This window comes from Pseudomonas sp. GL-B-19 (genome assembly GCF_019956415.1).
Lineage (GTDB): Bacteria > Pseudomonadota > Gammaproteobacteria > Pseudomonadales > Pseudomonadaceae > Aquipseudomonas.
In genome coordinates, this window is the sequence record NZ_JAHBDK010000010.1 from 109,634 (window position 1) to 127,572 (window position 17,939).

The 17,939-nt window shown below is 55.7% G+C and carries 15 protein-coding genes and 6 pseudogenes; 10 read left to right on the forward strand and 11 right to left on the reverse strand.

The window, feature by feature from the left end; translation table 11 throughout:
* Window positions 1-13: 13 nt before the first annotated feature.
* Window positions 14-1,123, forward strand: a complete 1,110-nt coding sequence (locus tag KGB06_RS00600; RefSeq protein WP_223511273.1) for a polyamine ABC transporter substrate-binding protein — start codon at window positions 14-16, stop codon at window positions 1,121-1,123.
* 81 nt (window positions 1,124-1,204) lie between these two features.
* On the forward strand, window positions 1,205-2,326 hold the full coding sequence (locus tag KGB06_RS00605; RefSeq protein WP_223511274.1) for a P1 family peptidase: 1,122 nt from the start codon (window positions 1,205-1,207) through the stop codon (window positions 2,324-2,326).
* A gap of 73 nt (window positions 2,327-2,399) precedes the next feature.
* Here KGB06_RS00605 and KGB06_RS00610 read toward each other — a convergent pair whose 3' ends face one another.
* Both KGB06_RS00610 and KGB06_RS00615 read right to left on the reverse strand, forming a co-directional pair.
* Window positions 2,400-2,834 carry a GFA family protein gene (locus KGB06_RS00610; protein WP_223511201.1) on the reverse strand — a complete coding sequence of 145 codons (435 nt, stop codon included), beginning with the start codon at window positions 2,832-2,834 and terminating at the stop codon, window positions 2,400-2,402.
* A 71-nt stretch (window positions 2,835-2,905) separates the two neighbouring features.
* Window positions 2,906-3,847 carry a carbon-nitrogen hydrolase family protein gene (locus KGB06_RS00615; RefSeq protein WP_223511202.1) on the reverse strand — a complete coding sequence of 314 codons (942 nt, stop codon included), beginning with the start codon at window positions 3,845-3,847 and terminating at the stop codon, window positions 2,906-2,908.
* Between the two features lie 104 nt (window positions 3,848-3,951).
* On the opposite strand from KGB06_RS00615, the gene KGB06_RS00620 reads away from it, so the two are divergent.
* A complete protein-coding gene (locus KGB06_RS00620; protein WP_223511203.1) occupies window positions 3,952-4,647 on the forward strand; it encodes a winged helix-turn-helix transcriptional regulator in 696 nt (231 codons plus the stop codon).
* 466 nt (window positions 4,648-5,113) lie between these two features.
* On the opposite strand, the gene KGB06_RS00625 is transcribed toward KGB06_RS00620, so the two are convergent.
* Window positions 5,114-5,521: a hypothetical protein gene (locus KGB06_RS00625; RefSeq protein WP_223511204.1), complete on the reverse strand. Its 408-nt coding sequence runs from the start codon at window positions 5,519-5,521 to the stop codon at window positions 5,114-5,116.
* Between the two features lie 439 nt (window positions 5,522-5,960).
* On the opposite strand from KGB06_RS00625, the gene KGB06_RS00630 reads away from it, so the two are divergent.
* Window positions 5,961-6,863 (forward strand): universal stress protein, encoded by a 903-nt coding sequence (locus tag KGB06_RS00630; RefSeq protein ID WP_223511206.1) that lies wholly within the window; start codon window positions 5,961-5,963, stop codon window positions 6,861-6,863.
* A gap of 31 nt (window positions 6,864-6,894) precedes the next feature.
* Here the strand turns inward: KGB06_RS00630 and KGB06_RS00635 are convergent, their stop codons facing one another.
* The gene (locus KGB06_RS00635) at window positions 6,895-7,380 is read right to left on the reverse strand and encodes an adenosine-specific kinase (protein ID WP_223511208.1); all 486 of its coding nucleotides are present in this window, start codon (window positions 7,378-7,380) and stop codon (window positions 6,895-6,897) included.
* Between the two features lie 258 nt (window positions 7,381-7,638).
* Here KGB06_RS00635 and KGB06_RS00640 point away from each other — a divergent pair.
* From KGB06_RS00640 to KGB06_RS00655, 4 genes and pseudogenes are all read left to right on the forward strand, one after another.
* Window positions 7,639-7,848 (forward strand): annotated as a pseudogene (locus tag KGB06_RS00640) (thermostable hemolysin); the annotation flags it as partial.
* Window positions 7,839-8,141: pseudogene (locus KGB06_RS00645) on the forward strand (winged helix-turn-helix domain-containing protein); the annotation flags it as partial. The pseudogenes KGB06_RS00640 and KGB06_RS00645, both read left to right, overlap by 10 nt.
* A gap of 30 nt (window positions 8,142-8,171) precedes the next feature.
* A pseudogene (locus KGB06_RS00650) lies at window positions 8,172-8,668 on the forward strand (two-component sensor histidine kinase); the annotation flags it as partial.
* Window positions 8,669-8,857: 189 nt separating this feature from the next.
* Window positions 8,858-9,244, forward strand: coding sequence for a YkvA family protein (locus tag KGB06_RS00655; protein WP_223511210.1), 387 nt, complete (start codon window positions 8,858-8,860; stop codon window positions 9,242-9,244).
* A 648-nt stretch (window positions 9,245-9,892) separates the two neighbouring features.
* Here KGB06_RS00655 and KGB06_RS00660 read toward each other — a convergent pair.
* Window positions 9,893-10,705 carry a transporter gene (locus KGB06_RS00660; RefSeq protein ID WP_223511212.1) on the reverse strand — a complete coding sequence of 271 codons (813 nt, stop codon included), beginning with the start codon at window positions 10,703-10,705 and terminating at the stop codon, window positions 9,893-9,895.
* A gap of 741 nt (window positions 10,706-11,446) precedes the next feature.
* Window positions 11,447-12,865, reverse strand: a complete 1,419-nt coding sequence (locus tag KGB06_RS00665; protein ID WP_223511214.1) for a DUF1254 domain-containing protein — start codon at window positions 12,863-12,865, stop codon at window positions 11,447-11,449.
* A gap of 412 nt (window positions 12,866-13,277) precedes the next feature.
* On the opposite strand from KGB06_RS00665, the pseudogene KGB06_RS00670 reads away from it, so the two are divergent.
* Together KGB06_RS00670 and KGB06_RS00675 are read left to right on the forward strand one after the other, a co-directional pair.
* A pseudogene (locus KGB06_RS00670) lies at window positions 13,278-13,571 on the forward strand (transposase); the annotation flags it as partial.
* Window positions 13,572-13,740: 169 nt separating this feature from the next.
* Window positions 13,741-14,264: pseudogene (locus tag KGB06_RS00675) on the forward strand (transposase); the annotation flags it as partial.
* On the opposite strand, the gene KGB06_RS29860 reads toward KGB06_RS00675, so the two are convergent.
* The 5 genes and pseudogenes from KGB06_RS29860 to KGB06_RS00700 all read right to left on the reverse strand — a co-directional run bounded on the left by KGB06_RS29860 (window position 14,237) and on the right by KGB06_RS00700 (window position 17,831).
* A complete protein-coding gene (locus KGB06_RS29860; RefSeq protein ID WP_411741823.1) occupies window positions 14,237-14,434 on the reverse strand; it encodes a hypothetical protein in 198 nt (65 codons plus the stop codon). The pseudogene KGB06_RS00675 and the gene KGB06_RS29860 sit on opposite strands and share 28 nt — an antisense overlap.
* Before the next feature lie 150 nt (window positions 14,435-14,584).
* The gene (locus KGB06_RS00685) at window positions 14,585-15,049 is read right to left on the reverse strand and encodes a glycine zipper 2TM domain-containing protein (protein WP_223511216.1); all 465 of its coding nucleotides are present in this window, start codon (window positions 15,047-15,049) and stop codon (window positions 14,585-14,587) included.
* 14 nt (window positions 15,050-15,063) lie between these two features.
* Window positions 15,064-15,491: pseudogene (locus tag KGB06_RS00690) on the reverse strand (hypothetical protein).
* Between the two features lie 59 nt (window positions 15,492-15,550).
* Window positions 15,551-16,228, reverse strand: coding sequence for a DUF3313 domain-containing protein (locus KGB06_RS00695; protein WP_223511218.1), 678 nt, complete (start codon window positions 16,226-16,228; stop codon window positions 15,551-15,553).
* A gap of 151 nt (window positions 16,229-16,379) precedes the next feature.
* Window positions 16,380-17,831, reverse strand: coding sequence for a DUF1254 domain-containing protein (locus KGB06_RS00700; RefSeq protein ID WP_223511275.1), 1,452 nt, complete (start codon window positions 17,829-17,831; stop codon window positions 16,380-16,382).
* Window positions 17,832-17,939 lie beyond the last annotated feature (108 nt).

The window sequence follows — 17,939 nt, forward strand, 5'->3', positions numbered from 1 at the left end:
CTGGAGCATCCCGATGAAATCGACTCGCTACATGCCATTCGTCCTGGCCACGCTTTTCAGTTTCGGCCTGGCCTGCGCCAAGGCCGACGAGCCTGCCAGATCCAGCGTGCACGTCTACAACTGGTATGACTACATTGCCCCGAACACGATGAAAGACTTCCAGAAAGAAGCGGGCATCAGCGCTGTGTACGATGTGTTCGACAACAGCGACGTCATGCAAAGCAAACTGATGGCCGGCCGCAGCGGCTATGACGTAGTGGTTGCCAGTGGCGACCTGCTACCGAACCTGATCAAGGCGGGTGTGCTGAAAAAACTGGATCGTTCAAAGTTGCCCAACTGGTCGCACCTCGACCCGGAAATCCTCGCCAAGTTGCAGAGCAACGATCCCGGAAACAGCTATGCGGCCCCTTATCTGTGGGGTACCACTGGCATCGGCTATGACGCGGACAAGGTTAAATCGATACTCGGCCCAGATGCGCCAGTTAATTCCTGGGACCTGATTTTCAAGGAAGAAAATCTGGCCAAGCTGAGTCAATGCGGTGTGGCCATGCTCGACGCCCCTAGCGAGGTCATTCCCATCGCGTTGCACTACCTGGGACTGCCTTACAACAGCCAGAACCCGGAGGATTACAAAAAAGCCCAGGAACTGCTGCTGAAACTGCGCCCCCATATCGTCTACTTCGATTCTTCCAAGTTCATCTCTGATCTAGCCAATGGCAACATCTGCGTCGTGCTGGGCTGGGCGGGTGGTGTCGCCGATGCGCAAAAGGCCTCTGAGCTGGCCGGCAATCATCGCAACCTCGTCTACAGCATTCCCCGCGAAGGTGCCCCGGTGTGGGTGGAGAGTCTGGTGCAGCTCAACGATGCGCCGAACCCGGAGCAAGGGCTGGCCTTCATCAACTACATGCTGCGCCCCGAAGTCATCGCTGAGTCATCCAACTACCTGAGCTATCCGAACGCCAACAAGGATGCCACCGCGCTCGTCGAGCAGAAAATCCGCGACAACCCAGGTGTGTATCCGTCCAAACAAGTCTTGGACACGCTATTTCCGCTTGAACCACTCCCGCTGAAGATGGAGCGCGTGCGCACCCGCGCGTGGAACACGGTCAAGACCGGCGCTTGATGGGCAGACTCGGCCCTACCGATGACTGGCCAAGCCCCGTCATGAAACAAATCAAACAAAAGAGAAATCATGAAAATGACGATGAAACCACGTGCCCGTGACCTGAACATTCAGTTCGGCCAACTGCAACCCGGCCCCCTCAATGCCATCACCGATGTGCCCGGCGTACGGGTCGGCCACAGCAATGTGCGAGGACGCACCGGCAACGGCCGCGACATCCTGACCGGTGTCACTGTTATCGAGCCGCGAGCGGGTTCCACCAGCCTGCAACCGTGCTTTGCCGGCGTCCATGTGCTGAACGGCAACGGTGACGCCACAGGTTTGGAGTGGATTCGCGAGGCGGGTCTGTTGACCAGTCCCATCGCCTTCACCAACACCCACAGCCTGGGTGTGGTGCGCGATGCGCTGGTTGTGCTGGACCGTGAACAACAGCCGGATGACGGGCGACTTTACTGGAACATGCCGGTGGTGCTGGAGACCTTCGACGGCTTGCTCAACGACATCAACGGCTTCCATGTGAAGATTGAGCATGTGGCCGAGGCCCTGCGTTCGGCCAAGAGCGGGCCGGTAACGGAAGGCTCCGTCGGGGGCGGTAGTGGCATGATCTGTCATGAATTCAAGGGCGGCATCGGCACCGCATCACGACGTCTGAGCAGTGCTCAGGGCGGCTGGACCGTTGGCGCCATCGTCCAGGCCAACCACGGTATTCGTAACGAACTGCGCGTCGACGGCTACCCGGTCGGACGCTACATGGAACAGGCCGACTCGCCGTTCCTCAAGGCTTCGCTGCCGCACCCGGGTATGGGCTCGATCGTCGTTTGCCTGGCCACCGATGCGCCGTTGTTGCCGCATCAATGTACGCGCTTGGCGCAACGTGCCAGCCTCGGCCTCGCCCGCACCGGTGGTGGTAATGAAGACCACAGCGGTGACATCTTCATCGCCTTCTCCACCGGTAATCAGGTGCCGCCGGCCGCTTATGAGAGTAAGCGCGCGCCGACTACCGACAACCTGAGCATGGTCAACAACGACCACATCAGCGAGTTGTTCCTGGCCGCCACCGAAGCGGTGGAAGAAGCCATCATCAATGCCTTGCTGGCCGCCGACACCGCCGAAGGCAACGGCCATGCCGTGCCGGGCCTGGATTGCGAGACGCTGCTCAAAGCCTTGCATCAGGCCGGCTGGCCGGGAGCGGCGAATGGCTAACTGATCCAGCGGGGTTGAGGTGGTGTGTTTGTTTCGCGTTCATGCCACCTCGATCAGTGAGAGCGTGCTAGCGCTATTCGTCCATGCTGACGCCCGATCCCCCTAATTCCTTGGGGACATCCTTCAGCTTGGGCAATCCATCTTTGATGCGCAGCAGGGTCTCCTGATAGTGGACGTGAACGCCTGGCGAAAACGTGAGGTCCGGGATGACAGCGGCATACACGTCGATGAGCCCCATCCCTGGATGTTCGGTGAAGAGGTGCCCGCCACAATGCTTGCACCATTTGCGATAACTCTGCGGTGTCTTGTTGTAGGTGCCAATGTTCTCAGCGCCCCGAGTTATTTGCACCGCATCGGGTTTCCACAGCGTGAAGGCATTGACCGGCCCTGCTGACCAATGCCGACACGACTCGCAATGGCAATAGCCCATTGCGGCCGGCTCACCGCTGACGGTGAACTCGACTGCGCCGCAAAAACAACTGCCTTTGTAAGACCTTTCAATGCTCATGGAATGACTCCTTGACCAGTTGTTACGCATACCGCCGGCGTTGGGATGGATCGCTTGAGCGCTGCGTGGATTCACCCGTCAATGTAGCGCACCGCTGTCGCCGGCGTGCGTCGAACCTGCAGTTCGAAAATGTCCGGGCGCGCATAGTGCCCGGTGACGTCAAGCGCCCTCCTCGCTGGCGCCACGAGTGAGACGTCGATGTCCGCATACAGAATGCCTGCCTCTCGGTGTAATGGACCGGCCACGATCCGGCCTTGAGGATTGACCACCACCGAGTCGCCATCGTTGATCCATTCGTCAGGATCGGGAAACAGTTGCGCACGAGACGGGAAGTCATCGGGAATGTCGCTGCCGCGCAGCGAGGTGCCACTGCCGAGCACCCAGCATCGGCCTTCGAGTGCAATGTGACGCATCGTGCTGATCCAGCCCTCGCCAGTGTCGTACGTGGGGGCGACGTAGATTTCCACCCCCTGGGCATACAGTGAATAGCGCGCCAATGGCATGTAGTTTTCCCAGCAGATGAGCGTACCCACGCGGCCGACGGGTGTATCGACCGTGCGCAACCCGGACGCATCACCGAAGCCATGCACCATGCGCTCGGGATTCGTTGGCATCAGCTTGCGGTGTCGGTTGAGCACTTCACCGTTCGTACCGATAACGACTACGCTGTTGTAGAGCGTGCCGCCTCCACTACGCCGCTCGCATTCATTGATACCGCATACGATCGTCACGGCGTGAGCACTGGCGGCCTCGCACAATTGGCTCAGGTCACCGTTCGCGATATCAACGGCGTTGGCCAGCAGCTGCGCGTGCAATTGGCCCATAACAGCCCCGTCTTTTCCCGCCGCCAGCCGCCAGATCCACGACGGGTAACCTGGAATGAACGATTCGGGTAAAACAATCAACGAGGCTCCCGCCGCCGCAGCCTCAGCGACCGATTGCACGGCTCGGGCGATCGTCGCGCTGCGATCGAGCAGCACTGGCGGGCGCTGAATGATGGCTATCTTGGTCATGACGTTCTCCTGTGGCGGTGGGCTATCGAGGGCTTCAGCGTGCGCGTGGCGAAGTCGCGGGGCTAGTTCAGAATCTGAAGCGTTGTAGTTGCGGAGTACAGGCGATGGATGAAAGCTACGGTCAGTTCTGCACCGTCGCACGCGGTGCTGAAGCACTGTGCGAACGCTGGACGCCGTTGGTCGTGCGCGAGCTGCTGTGCGGCAGTAAGCGCTTCAATGAACTGCACCGCGGCGTTCCACGAATGTCCACCAGCTTGCTGGCACAGCGGCTGCGCCACCTGGAAGATATCGGTGTCGTACATCGCACGGCCGCAGGCAAAGTCTGGGAGTACAGCCTGACCGAGGCAGGCGAGGATTTGCGCCCCATCATCATGGCGTTAGGGCATTGGGGCGCACGCTGGATAGGCAGTCGTCTTCGCGACAACGAACTCGACGCGGGCCTGCTCATGTGGGACGTGCGCCGGTTTGTACGCATCGAGATGTTCCCGTCCCGGCCGGTGGTCATCCACTTCAGGTTCCGCGACGCTCGGTCCGGCGAGCAAGAGTGGTGGCTCGTGGTCGAACAGGGTGTGGCAGATCTGTGCCGCGACGACCCCGGACGCGAACTCACACTCATCGTGGACTCTAGCGTGCGCGCGTTGACCGAGGTGTGGTCTGGCGACCGCACACCCAGGGAAGTTCTTCAGTCGCGAGAGCTGCGTGTAGACGGCGCAGTGCAGGATGCAGAAAACTTATGGCGCTGGCTTGGCACGAGTGCGTTCGCCAGTACCCGGAGCGCTGCAATCCAGCCTTTGCAATAGCCATCGAGAAACGTAAGCGTTCGACCGGTTGAATCCACAGCCGATTGCTGCGGCTCGCACCTTCAGTCTGGCACTCAAGACGCCTCGGTGAGGAGGAGTCCATCCCATTGTTTCTGGCCGATTTCTGTCTGTTGTAAAGGGGGCATCGACGGTGGATTCAACCGATCTGGAAGTGACGCAAGGAACTTTAGGCGCATTGTGTTGTTGTTTTTAATTGCTATGAAAATATCAGAAATGCACACCCCAAACAGGGTGACAAAAAACAACAAAACAGATCATTAGTGCGTTTATGCATTCAACTTTCGAAAAAATAATAAACTCCTACTATCCGAGCAATTTCGCTTGTTCCTCGAAGATGTATTCCTGGGTACCGTCCGGGAGGGGTAAGTCCAAGTCTTTGCCTCATAAAAGAGGACCGACATTGATCTTGCTGTGGACGACCCCCTATACCTCTAGTCTGTAGCCCTTAAAATAGCCTGGTGACTTCATTCAAGATCCGATCCTGGATTTGAGTACTTGGTCTTTGGCGATAAGCCACTGCTAAAAAAGCAACGCCTTCGTAGTCGCAGCGAATTGAAAAAGTCATACCCTCACGCAACCCATAAACTGTTCTTTCTCCTGTTTCAACAAAGTATCTCGCTTTTGTAAGAGCTGTTCTGGCGTGCTTCAGGCAGTCAGTTTGGCTAAGCGAATGTCGTATCCAACTAGTCGTTACACGCACAGACGAAGTCTCGCTGTCATCGATAGGTGGTCGAGTAACTTCTTTAGTAGGTGTAATAATGCTTTCATCGCTGGCGCAAGCGGTCAACCCCATTGAGATAACACTAAACAAAAAACAAAAACGAAGTCTCGAATGCTTAAGTTGATTTCGCATCGTGGGACGTTCCTGTGACGATTTGCAATGAATGAAGTGACAGCTACTAACGTAATAGCGGATTTCTGGTCTTTTGCTACCTATGTTCAGTGAATGCGACCAATGGTCGCAAGGCGAAAAAAGAGCATAAAAAAGGGACGGATTAATTATTCAAAAATAAATCCGCCCCCTTTTTCTTTTGCTGGTCTGGAGCGGTCCTGAGAGACAGGAGAAGGGGTCGCCCCCCCCATCCTCACCTCGGCATCGCAAAGCCATACCCAACGGTTCCATTCGTCCGATTCTGTTGAAAACAGTCGACCCGGCCAAGTGGGGAATTGATGGAATCCAGGCGTATATTGATAGTGTTGATCCAGATAGTTGAGGCGATAGTAAATCGTCGGTGGTGTGACAGGCGAGAGTGCTGGGGAGCTAGATATCCCGGAACGTTTGGAGGTGTTACATGAGCCAATATCAACGACTCTTTCTGATAGTCGGTCCAGCCATGCGTCACACCCCGGCGTTGGAGCGAGCTGCTGCCATTGCCGAAGCCACTGGCGCAGCGCTGCACATCACGGTGTTTATCGAAGACTCCAACCTTATGGGGTTGATGAGCGCCGGTGCGCGTTTTCGTGAGGCCTGTCAGCAAGAGAACGAAAGGTGGCTGAAGGATGAAGCCGATCTAATCCGCGGGCGCGGGGTCATGGTGAGTACCGAAGTGCTTGTTACGCGTACCGCGTTGCAAGAAATACTTCGGCACGTGGCAGAAATGCAGCCGGATCTGTTGATCAAGGACGTGCAACACGAGTCAGCGCTCAAACGCGTTTTTATTACGCCTCTGGATTGGCACCTGTTGCGCGAATGCCCGGTGTCTGTGCATTTGGTCAGCGAAGTCAGGTGTCCACTTCCGCGGGTGGTAGTGGCGGCAGTCGATCCGTCACATCCCGAGACTCAGATCACTGGCATAAACGACCGCATCATCCAGGCAGCGAACGGATTGTCGATGCAATGCAACGCGGAGCTGCATCTGCTGCATGCCTACGATCTTTCGCAGACACATATTTCCGACGCAGGCGCTGGTGCAGTGACGATGCCGGGCTTCAGCAGCGATGTGCGCAAGTCACTGAAAAAGTCATTTATCGCATTGGCCGCCCACTACGGCGTGCCCACTGAGCGACAACACTTCGTTGAGGGGCCGCCTGGCAAAGCGCTGGCCGACTTTGCAGCGCATCACCGCGCCGATGTGATCGTCATGGGAAATGCGCATCGCAAGGGTCTGGGCAAATGGGTGGGCAGTACGACGGAGCATGTTCTGTATCAAGTGCCCTGCAACATTTTCGCCGTTACGGGATCTGCGGATCAGTGAATGGATTCGCTATTAAATGACTCTCTGCAATTCACAGCTTGTAGCCAATCTGCCGCAAGAAGTTCTTGCGCCACAGGACGTCGTCGTCGCCTTCAATGTCATTGGCACAGAAGCCATCCACTACGCCCAGGATTGCTCGCCCTTGTTCCGTCTCAGCGAGAATCACTTCAGTTGGATTGGCTGTTGCACAAAAAATACGGCATACCTCTGGAACCATTTTGATGGTGTTTAACACGTTCAGCGGATAGAAACCGTCGCCCAGGAAAATGATGAAGCTATGGCCTGCGGCGATGGCTTTCGCATTTTTCTGTGCAAGTTCAATCATAGAGGTATCGGTGCCAGACCATCGCACCAGACATTTGCCAGAGGCTTCACAAAAGGCCACGCCAAACTGGATCCCTGGCACGGCATTTACCAACGCTTCGTGAATGTCCTCGACGGACTTGATGAAGTGCGTCTGACCCAAAATGAAGTTCGTTTCATCCGGCTTATCGATTTTCAACGTGATGAGTTGCATCTCAAACGCCTCCATTCATGATGTTGCTACCAGAGACTGGCAACAGACCAAGCATAGCTACTCATTTGATATTGCTCCGTCCACTGTCTGCTTTTGGCTGTGGATTCAACCGGCCGATGCAACAGATTGGCTAACCCTCCCCGCCAAGTCTCAAGGCCCTCTGAAGACAACTCCCCTCCCCCATTTTCGCCACCTTCAGACTCTCTTAAGCAATGCCTTTGATACTCCTCCCGAACTGACCCGTGGAGGCGTCTTCCAATGCCCGATTTTGACTGGAACATTGCGCTTCCCCTGCGTTTCGGCCAAACCGAAACCGAACAGATGAGTTTGGACAGAGCCCTGCCGGACGAGCCCCGCCGTCGCCTGTTTGAGGATTTTATCCAGCAACGTTTCCGCAAGGCCCACGGTGCCGACATCCGTCATTTCATGCCCGAGCTGTTCGGCATGAGTAACGCGTCGGGCGCGCTCAAATGCTGATCGAACACGCCGGGATCAGCCTGAACCCCGGCACCCAACTCGTCAGTTATCACGGCGAGCCGGTTGCACTGACGCCCAAGGAATATCAGTTGCTCCACGAATTGCTCTCGCCGCCGGGCCGGGTCATGACCCGCGATCACCTGATGCAGTTGCTCTATGGCTGGAACGAGGAAGCCGAAAGCAACACCCTGGAAGTACACATCCACCATTTGCGCAAAAAATTCTCCACTGACCTGATCCGTACCATTCGCGGTGTCGGTTATCTGGTGGAGGAGCGTCGATGACGTCGATCCGGCGTCGCAGCCTCACGCTGATTGATGCGCATGCCCATGGGCAGCAAAGATCACGCCGACCTGTACCAAGCATTCAATAAAGCCTTGGGTGAAGCAGCGCCCAAGGGCGACAGCCATCCTTATGAAACCAAACTGGCTTTTCAGGTCTGAAATCGCCGCGGTGAAGTGCTGGTACACACGGCCAGCGCGCCCTCCTTCAGCACGCCACCATCGACACCCGGTTTCAGTGATGTGGTCGACTTGACCAACCACCACTGGCGCGCGTTCATGCTCGAAGACAAACAAAATGATCTGAGAATCTGGGTGGGCGAACGGGACGACGTGCGTTCGGATCTGGCGGATCGGATCGTGCGCCATACCTTATGGCCCAATGTACTGGGTAGTTTGATTTTGGCGGCGATGATCTGGATCGCTATCGGCTGGGGCCTCAAACCTCTGGAAAATATGGCGGCGACCTTGCGGGCGCGGCACCGCGGCTCGCTGCTCCAGTTAAACGGAGTCCTTGTAGGAGCGAGCTTGCTTGCGAAGGCGGTGTATAAGCCAACATCCATATTGAATTTGCTACTGCCATCACGAGCAGGCGCTCCCGAACGCCTGCTTTTGGCCTACTGCTGAATGTCGCGTAGGGCAGCAAACGACCGATAGCAGTCAATCACCCAAGGCGCTACGCTCGCAGGCACGTTCCTTCAGGTAATGACAATTACGACATGAAACGCATACTTGATCGTTTACGTGGCTGGGCCAGAAAACTAAAACGGCAAACCATGGTTCTCTGGTTTTGCTATCAGCATCCGCAAACACCCTGGTTACCCAAATGGATTTCGGTTTTTGTCGTGGCGTATGCTCTGAGTCCAATCGACCTGATTCCTGATTTCATTCCTCTGCTTGGATACCTGGACGACGTGATTATTTTGCCGCTTGGAATTCTGCTCGCTATTCGGCTGATGCCTGCACAGGTGCTCGAGCACTGTCAGCTCAAAGCGAGTGAGTGGGAGAAAAGTCATATGAAGAGGCCAGTGAACAGATTTGCTGCAGTTATCGTTGTATTAGTTTGGTTTGTTGCTGCGGGTATTTTGGGGGCTTACTTCCTCTGATTAGAAGTCGATTTCCCCACCGAGCGGTCATGATTGGATGACTCCTGCTGGCCAATTGCTGCCTGCCGCGAAGGGCTGAAAACGACCGATTCTGTTGAAAAAGTCGGTCTGCCCAAACTGCCTGATCATTGACTGGTGAAAACGCCTTTTCTGCACGCTGCTACGTGAAATCCGAGCCCAGAAGCCTCTGCCAAAATTAAAGATTTCAATCTCGGACGCGTACTTTTCTGATGCGCAAACCATGGCCGACTTTTTCAACAGAATCGACCCATTGCGGACGCTGGGCAGCCCTAAATACCTCCAGTGTCGTCAACGTCACTATAGATCCCGAGCCCAGGTCTGGCTGACCAGCCCCTTCCCGAAGCTGTGTACGGTTGGCTTCGGGGCAGGATGTCCGCAACTCGAAGCCATGCTCAAACGCGCCGTTACTTGCAGAAGCTGGACAACACTTGGTCGTGTCTTTCCTCACCTGCCCGGACTGCGCATCTCGTAGGCAGCGATTTCAGTTAACACTGATGTGCCCTCAAAGGCATGAATCCTGATGATCTTGATTCATATCTATCCTCATCAGGGGGGCAATTTCTCGAATTTCACCGAATCGTAGGCGATCAACCATTCGAGCGCTAAAAGTGAATCTTACGGATAGTTTCACTTAGGAAAGAGTAGCGTGTACGCCACCCGAAAGCCCCAACCGTGTGCACCATCTTCAGGACTGTCCGCCCAGTATCGCGGCCCCACCTGAAGGCTCATGGGCTGCTTGCCGACTTTGAACAATTGCGTCACGAACAGGTTGATCGGCACATTCCACTCCCTGGCCTCCCAGTCGTAAGTGGATTCTGTATTAATGCCAAAACTGGTGTACGACGCTGTGGTATAGACCAGAAAGGGTTGCAGATACGTCTGATTGACCTTCTCCTTGTCATTGGCCGGGTTGTTGTCCAGCGACCAAATGTGGTTCGCCAGAATACCGTTCGTCCAACCATTGGCCTGCTTCAACGCCACCGCTGTCGGTCCAATCCCCCATTGTTCACTACTCAATAGCTCATCACTACCAGTCGGCAACAACAACGCCGGGCCTGCGCCCCAGATCCAGCCGCTCTCGGTCGGCTCTTTGGGTGAGAAAAAGAAGCTTTGCGAGGTGTCGCCTACTCCGCTTTTATCGGCGATACCCCTCGGTGCCAATCCGTGTTGATCAATGATCGGGAGAATCGTGCGAGAGATCAGATTCCAATCTTCATTGAGTGTGAAGGGTAAAACCGGCTGGATATTGGTGACGCTTTGGATTCCATTACCGGAGGGCCCCATTTTCTGATTCCAGTTGTATTGGATGGGTAAGCTATACAGTGCCGCGACTGGATTCAATGACTGTTTAGCCAACTCCGCCTGATCATCGGCCTGACTGGAAACGGAAATACCGAAAACCAAAGGTGATAGCAAAAGTCGTTCAATGTGCTTGTTCATGTCGAATTCCTTGGATGCGGATCGCCGCTGGCTCCTCAATGATCAACGGAAGCCTGCTAACGACAAGCAGAAGTTACTGGAACACCTCGATCTCAGTGGGCCGTGATTCACTGACCCAAAACGATAAAGGCGCCCGATCTGTTGTGGGCATACCTGCTTCATACTGAGGTTACGTACTTCACAAGTTCAACGTCCCCCGCAACCAAGTCTTGTAGAGACTAGGCACGAGGAGTCGTAAAGTTTTACCGCTGCGGTGACGATTACCTGAGTAATGTTTGCATGTCGCCGGTCATGCCTCTAATGGCCGTTTTGAAGTCAGTCACGCCAGTGATTCTGTCTGCAGGATCAGCGCTCGCTCGTCTTTGCGAATATATGGTGTCCTCGAGGGATGTGTTCCTGAATGTTTTTTATTCAATGTCAGAAATGGCGGCAACCCTTTCGGCAATAGGGCCGATTGGATCTCGGCCTGAGCAATCGTACGAATGCGTGCCAACAGCAAGTAGTCGCGAGATCGCGCTACTTCAATACCGCCAGCGCCGGTGGCTGCCAACTGCCGCTCTCGCGTGAAGAATCGAAGGCTATGTCGCCTTCGCCCAGTAGAGGGGCAGTAAAACGACTAGGTCAGTTATTACCCAAAACAAAAGCTGTTACTGGGTAAGTTATCGATCAGTCGCGATACTCTAATGCCCAGGTACAGTGGCAGCGCACCAGCGCCGTCCGCTGTAACCGGTTGTCAGTGGGTCAAATAGCCTTGACGAGTTGGGGTGGGCTCCACGTTCCTTTGCCGGCAGGCAGGATGGAAGGCGCTACCGTCTTCGGCCAATAGAGGCGCATCACCAAGTAGATCAGATCATCCGGTGCGGGCAACCAGTTGCTTTCCTTGTCCGCGCCGGGTGAATCCTTCTGGATGTACAGCGTGAGCGAGCCGTCTGGATTCTTCTTCATGTTGGGCAGCATCGGCGAGTTGATGAGGTAGCGATTGATCGGATTATTGATCAACAGCTGCGATTTGCCGTCATACATGGTCACCGACCAGAAGGCATTCACTGGCGGGAGCTGTCCGGCGGGAAAGGTGATGGTGTAGTTGTGCTTGCTGCCGTCGAGCGGCTTACCATCGATCAGTGCCTTGGCCATCGGGTACGTCGCCTCTTCGGCATCGTTGGCGTAGATGCCCGCTTGTGCGATGGCGGCACGCTTTAGCCAATCGCCATTGTAGAAGGCGGCGTCACCGCCGGAGCTCACGATGTTCCAGCCATTGACCTGCGTACCGAGATGATTGACTGCATCTTCGACCTTCGCATGCCCAGCCTGCATGCCCTCAACAATGGCGGCCTTTTGTTCGGTAGAGAGCGCCTGGAAGTTAAAATCCTTGCCGGCGCCAATGCCCAAACGGGCCAGCTTCGCGCGGATCGATGCTTCCTCCGGTGTGGCGGGGGCAAGCTGCATCACAACGCCCAGATATTTGAAGAAATCGGTCTTCACCAGATCCTTGTCGATCTTCGGGAAGTCGATCACCGGCGCGGCAGGCGGCGCGGGTTGCTTGAGAAAAGCCGATAGCGGCTGTGCTGCGTAGCTGGACTGGATCTTTTCGACATTCGGCATGTCCGCCGAGTTTAAGAGCTGGGTGCGAAAGATCACGAAGGGGAGTTGCGTGCGGGAATGAAACACCTTCTTGATTCCCGGCGGGGTCACGCCTTTCCAGTCGGGACCGACCACCAAGTAATCGCCGGCTTCGTTGCCGGTGGTGCGGCTGCCGATGTAACCGAAGTTGTAGGTGTTGTTATCGATGAGCTGCACCGAGTAGTACCGTTGCTTCTCCACCGCCGGTACCGAAATCACGATAGGCTCGCTGCGCACATCCATGAACATCAAGGAATACGGTGTGTCGCTGTTCGGCGAGACGATGGCTGTGTCTTTGTAGGTAAAGACATTGTGCATGCTGTGGATGTGGTTGAACGGCGCCTTGTACTGGCCGGAGTTCTTGTCCACGGCATAGTCGTACATGGTTGCGTAGTTCATCACGATGGGCAGGCCGAAGACATAACCCTCTTCGGCGATGGCCTTCGTTTCGGCGGGAGTGATGTCCGCTGCTTGGGCGAGTGTGAATGTAAAGGACGCGAGCAATGCTATCGCACCACTAAAGGCTCTTGGTAATCTCATGTACCTGCATCTCCATTTTTTGAATTGTCTGAGTGTTGGCTAGCTACTAATTAGGCGATAAACAATGTCGCGGATGCTCGCGACATGATGTCTCTTTACGATCCGTGTCATCCCCTCCATCGAGTATTCGTTTGCCAACTCCTTTCGAAAGTGTTCAAGCATAGCAGCGGCAGTGTGGATTGAACCCTACAAAAACGGACACCAACTCCCTGTTAAATTGATGCGGTTGCCAAGCACCTGAACTCTTTCGATGATCCGCGAAAAGATTTGGCGTCGAACGTATGAGGGTCAAAACTCTTCTGTGCTATTGACCGATTACTGCCAGGTATCACGGGCTGCAATAGGCTGATTGTGTTGAAACGTAGCTCCCGGCAAAATTTCTGTATTGGCCAGCAGGGAAGCACGCAGCAAGATGGAACAGTTGTCGAGTGGCCAGGAACGGCTGCTTTACTCGTTCAACCTTGAAGATCACATCCCCGCCAATCACCTTCTGCACAACATTGATCCGTGTCTCGATCTGAGCGATCTGCGCCATTACCTCATCGACTTCTATCGTCCGATTGGGCGTCCGTCGATTGATCCTGAGCTGATGATCCGCATGCTGATCGTGGGTTATTACTACGGTATTTGCTCCGAACGGCGGTTGTGCGAAGAGGCCCATTTGAACCTGGCGTATCGCTGGTTCTGCCAGTTGAGTCTCGAAGATTAAGTACCGAATCACTCGACCACCATTCATCACCTTCATAGCTTTGAAAATTATGGCGAGTGGCGCACAGATATCTGTCCTGTGCCGAATGCGTTCCGGGCGCAGTGGTGCAAGGCAAGTCTGCGAGACGTTGCTATGATTTCTGAGGATTTCATTGCAAGGATTGCCCATGAAGCGCTTCATGCAAAGCGAACATCGAGCCCTAAACACCTTACTTCCCGAGAGCCTCGACGACTACATCAGCGATACCAATCCGGTGCGAGTAGTCGACGCCTTCGCTGATGAAGTCGACCTGGGCAAGCTGGGTTTTTAAGGCGTCATTCCAGCCGGTTCTGATCGACCTGCTTACCACCCCGCGATCCTGCTGAAGATCTACTTCTACGGCTATCTCAACCGCATCCAGTCAAGTCGATGTTTGGAGCGTCAAGCTCAGCGCAACGCCGAACTGATGTGGTTGACCGGGCGTTTGATGCCTGACCTCAAGACCATCGCCAACTTCCGAAAAGACAACAGCAAGGCCATCCAGGGCGGCTGTCGCCAGTAGTTGGAGAGAATCTGGTCGCCATCAATGGCAGTAAATTCAAAGCGATCAACAACCGTGACCGCAATTTCACTAGCACCAAACTGAAGCGGCGAATGGAAGAGATTGAATCGAGCATCAACCGTTACGTGACAGCACTCGATGCTGCCGATCTGTTGGCGCTGATTGAAAATTGACCCAGGGCGGCTTGCTGATTTTTTGCATCAGCAATTGTGGATAAGCTTAGCAGCGGTGTCCCGCTAGCCAAGCGGGCGTCTGCGCTGGAGGTGCTGAAGTCGAAGTATGCCAAATCACGATGCATGGGGAGTTTTGCCATGTTCATCTGATGAAAGAACGAGGGGAGCACATGGCAGTTTTGCTTTTTTTGCCGACTCAAGGTTTTTTAGCCGGTGGGAGGTTTTGTAGAAGCGAGCAAGCTCGCCCCCACAAAATTCGTACAGGAAGCAGGTACAGTGTTTACGAATCTGAACAGTCAGCCTTCACTGCCTTGCGGCACAACGCGGGCATTATTGCCTGCGCCCTGGATATACACCTTCGAGCCTTTAGCCAGGGACGGATTGATCGGTTGGGTCACCGACACCAGCACGCCACTGCTGACTCGCACGATGATCTGTTGTGCCTCGACCGGTTGGTCATACTTTTTCTTCTCGGCGTAGTTACCTCCAGCCGCACCGGCGAGTGCGCCGGCAACCATGGCGACGTCACGCCCGGTGCCACCCCCGATCAAGCTGCCAACCGCCAGACCGCCAAGGCCACCGAGTACGGCGCCGACGCCACTGTCGTGGTTGGTCTGCATCTGCGTCAGCGATATCTGCTCGATCTTCCCTGAGCGAATCTCGATTTCACCGGCGCCGCCATCGGTTGACCCGACGGCGGAACAGGCACTTATCAGCACAGTCATCAACGTGACTGACAGCCAGGACAGAATTGCTTTCATTGCGGTGCACCTCGTTATTGGTATTTGATGGCGATGCCTTTCAGCTGCGCCCCTGAATCGTTTCGATGTCCCGACTCCACAGAGGGCCTGTGATATAGGCGGCGACGGGTTGAATGCGGTCGTAGACGACAACGACGGCATTTGCGCCAAGTTTGGCGCCCTCTTCACGCAGTTTTTGTTCGACTTGGGTGATCGCCGGTGCCGGGTGGACCGTGGCATCAATCAGTATTTCGCCCAACCGCACATAGGGTCTTGTCGGTTCTGAGCGTAACACCTGGACTTTGCTGGGCAAGGTCGGCGCGGGATGCTCGACCCCAACGTAAGCGGTTGTCTGGGCGTCAACCGATGCGCAGGCACTTAACGCAAGCGCACTGGCAACGAGAGCCGCGACGAGCAACGGCCGCTTCAATCTTGAGAATCGAAGCGATGAAGAGGGAGACATGTCAGCATCCTCTGCTGGAATCTTATTGAGCCAAGGTCTGTTGGTAGTTCAATCAAGGCTCAACTGCGAATGAATGCCCACAGATCGGCGTTCAACCTGTCGATCGCTACCTTGAAGTCCTGAGCGGTGATCTTCTGGCTTTCATTTTCCAGGGTAGTGCCGAACACTTTGCGCACGACTTTGGCTACGGTCTGGTTGGTTCTCGCATCGATTATCTCGGCCTCGATGAACAAAGTGCTGTCCTGATCGCGGTGGCCGGTGGCGGCCTGTGTTGCCCCGATCACGGCGGCGACCGGCACCACTTCATACCATTTCATCCCTTGGTTTTCGGCATTCACCCCGGTGATCGCCGCACGCATCAGCAGGGGTTTGGAGCCCGCCGGCGCAGCACTGGTGTTAGTCACCTCGCGGTATTTCTGACCCAGAGTGCTTTTGGCCTTACTGGTCATGTAGCTCTGGATATCCGTCAGCGTTTGCTGGCTGACCCGCTCATCGGGCTTGGGCGCGGGATAGAGCTCCAGTTTGTTGAATACCACGGTGTCATAGGCATTCGGGTTCCACGACGGACTGACCCAACGCATGGCTGTGCCGCCGCTCGGCGTTTCGACCTGCTGCAAATTGTTGTAGTTGGACAGGTAGCCCGAGTATTGCTCGGTTTCAGTGACTTTCGATACGCAGCCGGTCAATAACAAGCTGCTCAGTGCGGCACCCGTTATCCATTTGTGCGAGAGGCTCATATAACGGTACTCCTTGAGGGATGTGTTCCTGAATGTACTTTATTCAAGGTCAGACCTTGTGGCCTCAGCCCTTTCGGCAATAGGGCCACTGGATCTCAGCCTGAGCAATCGAACGACTGCTTGCCAACTGCAAGCAGTCGCAAGCGTCGCGTTACTTCGATGCCACCACTGCCGGCGGCTGCCAGCTGCCCGCGCCAGCGGGAAGAATTGAAGGCGGCGTGGCCTTCGGCCAATAGAGGCGCATCACCAGATAGGCCGAGTCGTCAGGCGCCGGCAACCAGTTGGACTCCTTGGTCTTGCCCGGCGAATCCTTCTGGATGTACAGCGTCAGTGAGCCATCCGCGTTCTTCTTCATGGCCGACAGCATCGGCGAATTGATCAGGTAGCGGTTGATCGGATTCTTGATCAGCAGTTGGCTCTTGCCGTCGTACATGGTTACCGACCAGAAGGCATTGACTGGCGGCAGTTTGCCGGCGGCGAAGGTGAGCGTGTAGTTGTGCTTGCCGGTATCCAACGTCTGGCCTTTGCCATCGGTACGCGTAATGGGGTACATCGCCTCGGCGGCGTCATTGCCGTACAGACCAGCCTTCGCGGCGCCAGAACGCATCAGCCAGTCGCCTTTGTAGAACGCCTGGTCGCCGAAGAACGCGCCGACGCTCCAGCCGTTGATATTCTTCATTCCGCTCGAGAGGAACTTGTCGACCTGCTCGTCGCCGGCCTTCATCCCGAGCAGGACCACGGCCTTGTGCTCGAGCGAGAGGTCTTTGAATTCGAAGTTCCGACCGGGGCCTACACCGATGCTGGCCAGCTTCGCCCGGATCTCCTTGTCCTCCGCTGATGGCGGCACATACTGCAGCGCCGCCGACAGGTACTCGAAGAAGTTGGCCTTGATGCCTTCCGTGGTAGCCGGCACGAAAGCAATCTTCGGCGCGGTGGGCGGCGCAGGTTGATGGAGGAAGGCGGACAGCGGCTGGATCTTGTAGCCCACCTGCACCTTCTCGACATTTGGCATGTCGGCCGGATTGAACAACTGGGTCCGGATCAGTGTCAGCGCGAAGGGGGTCGTAGAGCTGAACACCTTCTCGATGCCTGGAGGTGTCACCCCCTTCCAGTCGGGGCCTGAAATTAGATAGTTCCCGGGAGCGCTGGCAGTTGCCCGGCTCCCGATGTAACCGTAGTTATAGGTGTTGCCGTCGATCATTTGAACCGCGTAGTAGCGTTTTTTGGAGACGGCCGGCACGGTGATTACGAGCGGCTCTGCACGCAGGTCGGCCCAGAGAAAGGAGTACGGCGTGTCGCTGTTGGGTGTAATGATGGCGGTGTCAGCCGGTGTCGCGACCTGATGATCGTTGTGCAGCTGGTTGAAGGGGGCCTTGAACTGGCTGGACTTGGAATCCACCGCGAATTCGTTCATCACGGCGTAGTTCATGACCAGCGGCAAGCCGTAGATAAAGCCTTCCTCGGCGATCGCCTTGGTTTGCTCCAGACTCGGCGCGGAAACGCCCTTGGCCGCATCCGCCTTGTCTGCCTGCGCGATCGGATCGTTCTTGCTCGCACACCCCGTGAAAAGCGTTGAACCTACGACGACGACCGCCGCAGCCATTGTCCAGCTACTGTGAGACTTCCTGTTCATTTCCACCTCGTTAGTTTTGTGCAAGCTGGCGTCGTGAGTATTCATGTCCACGGTTAAGTAATCTGAAGACCTGAAACC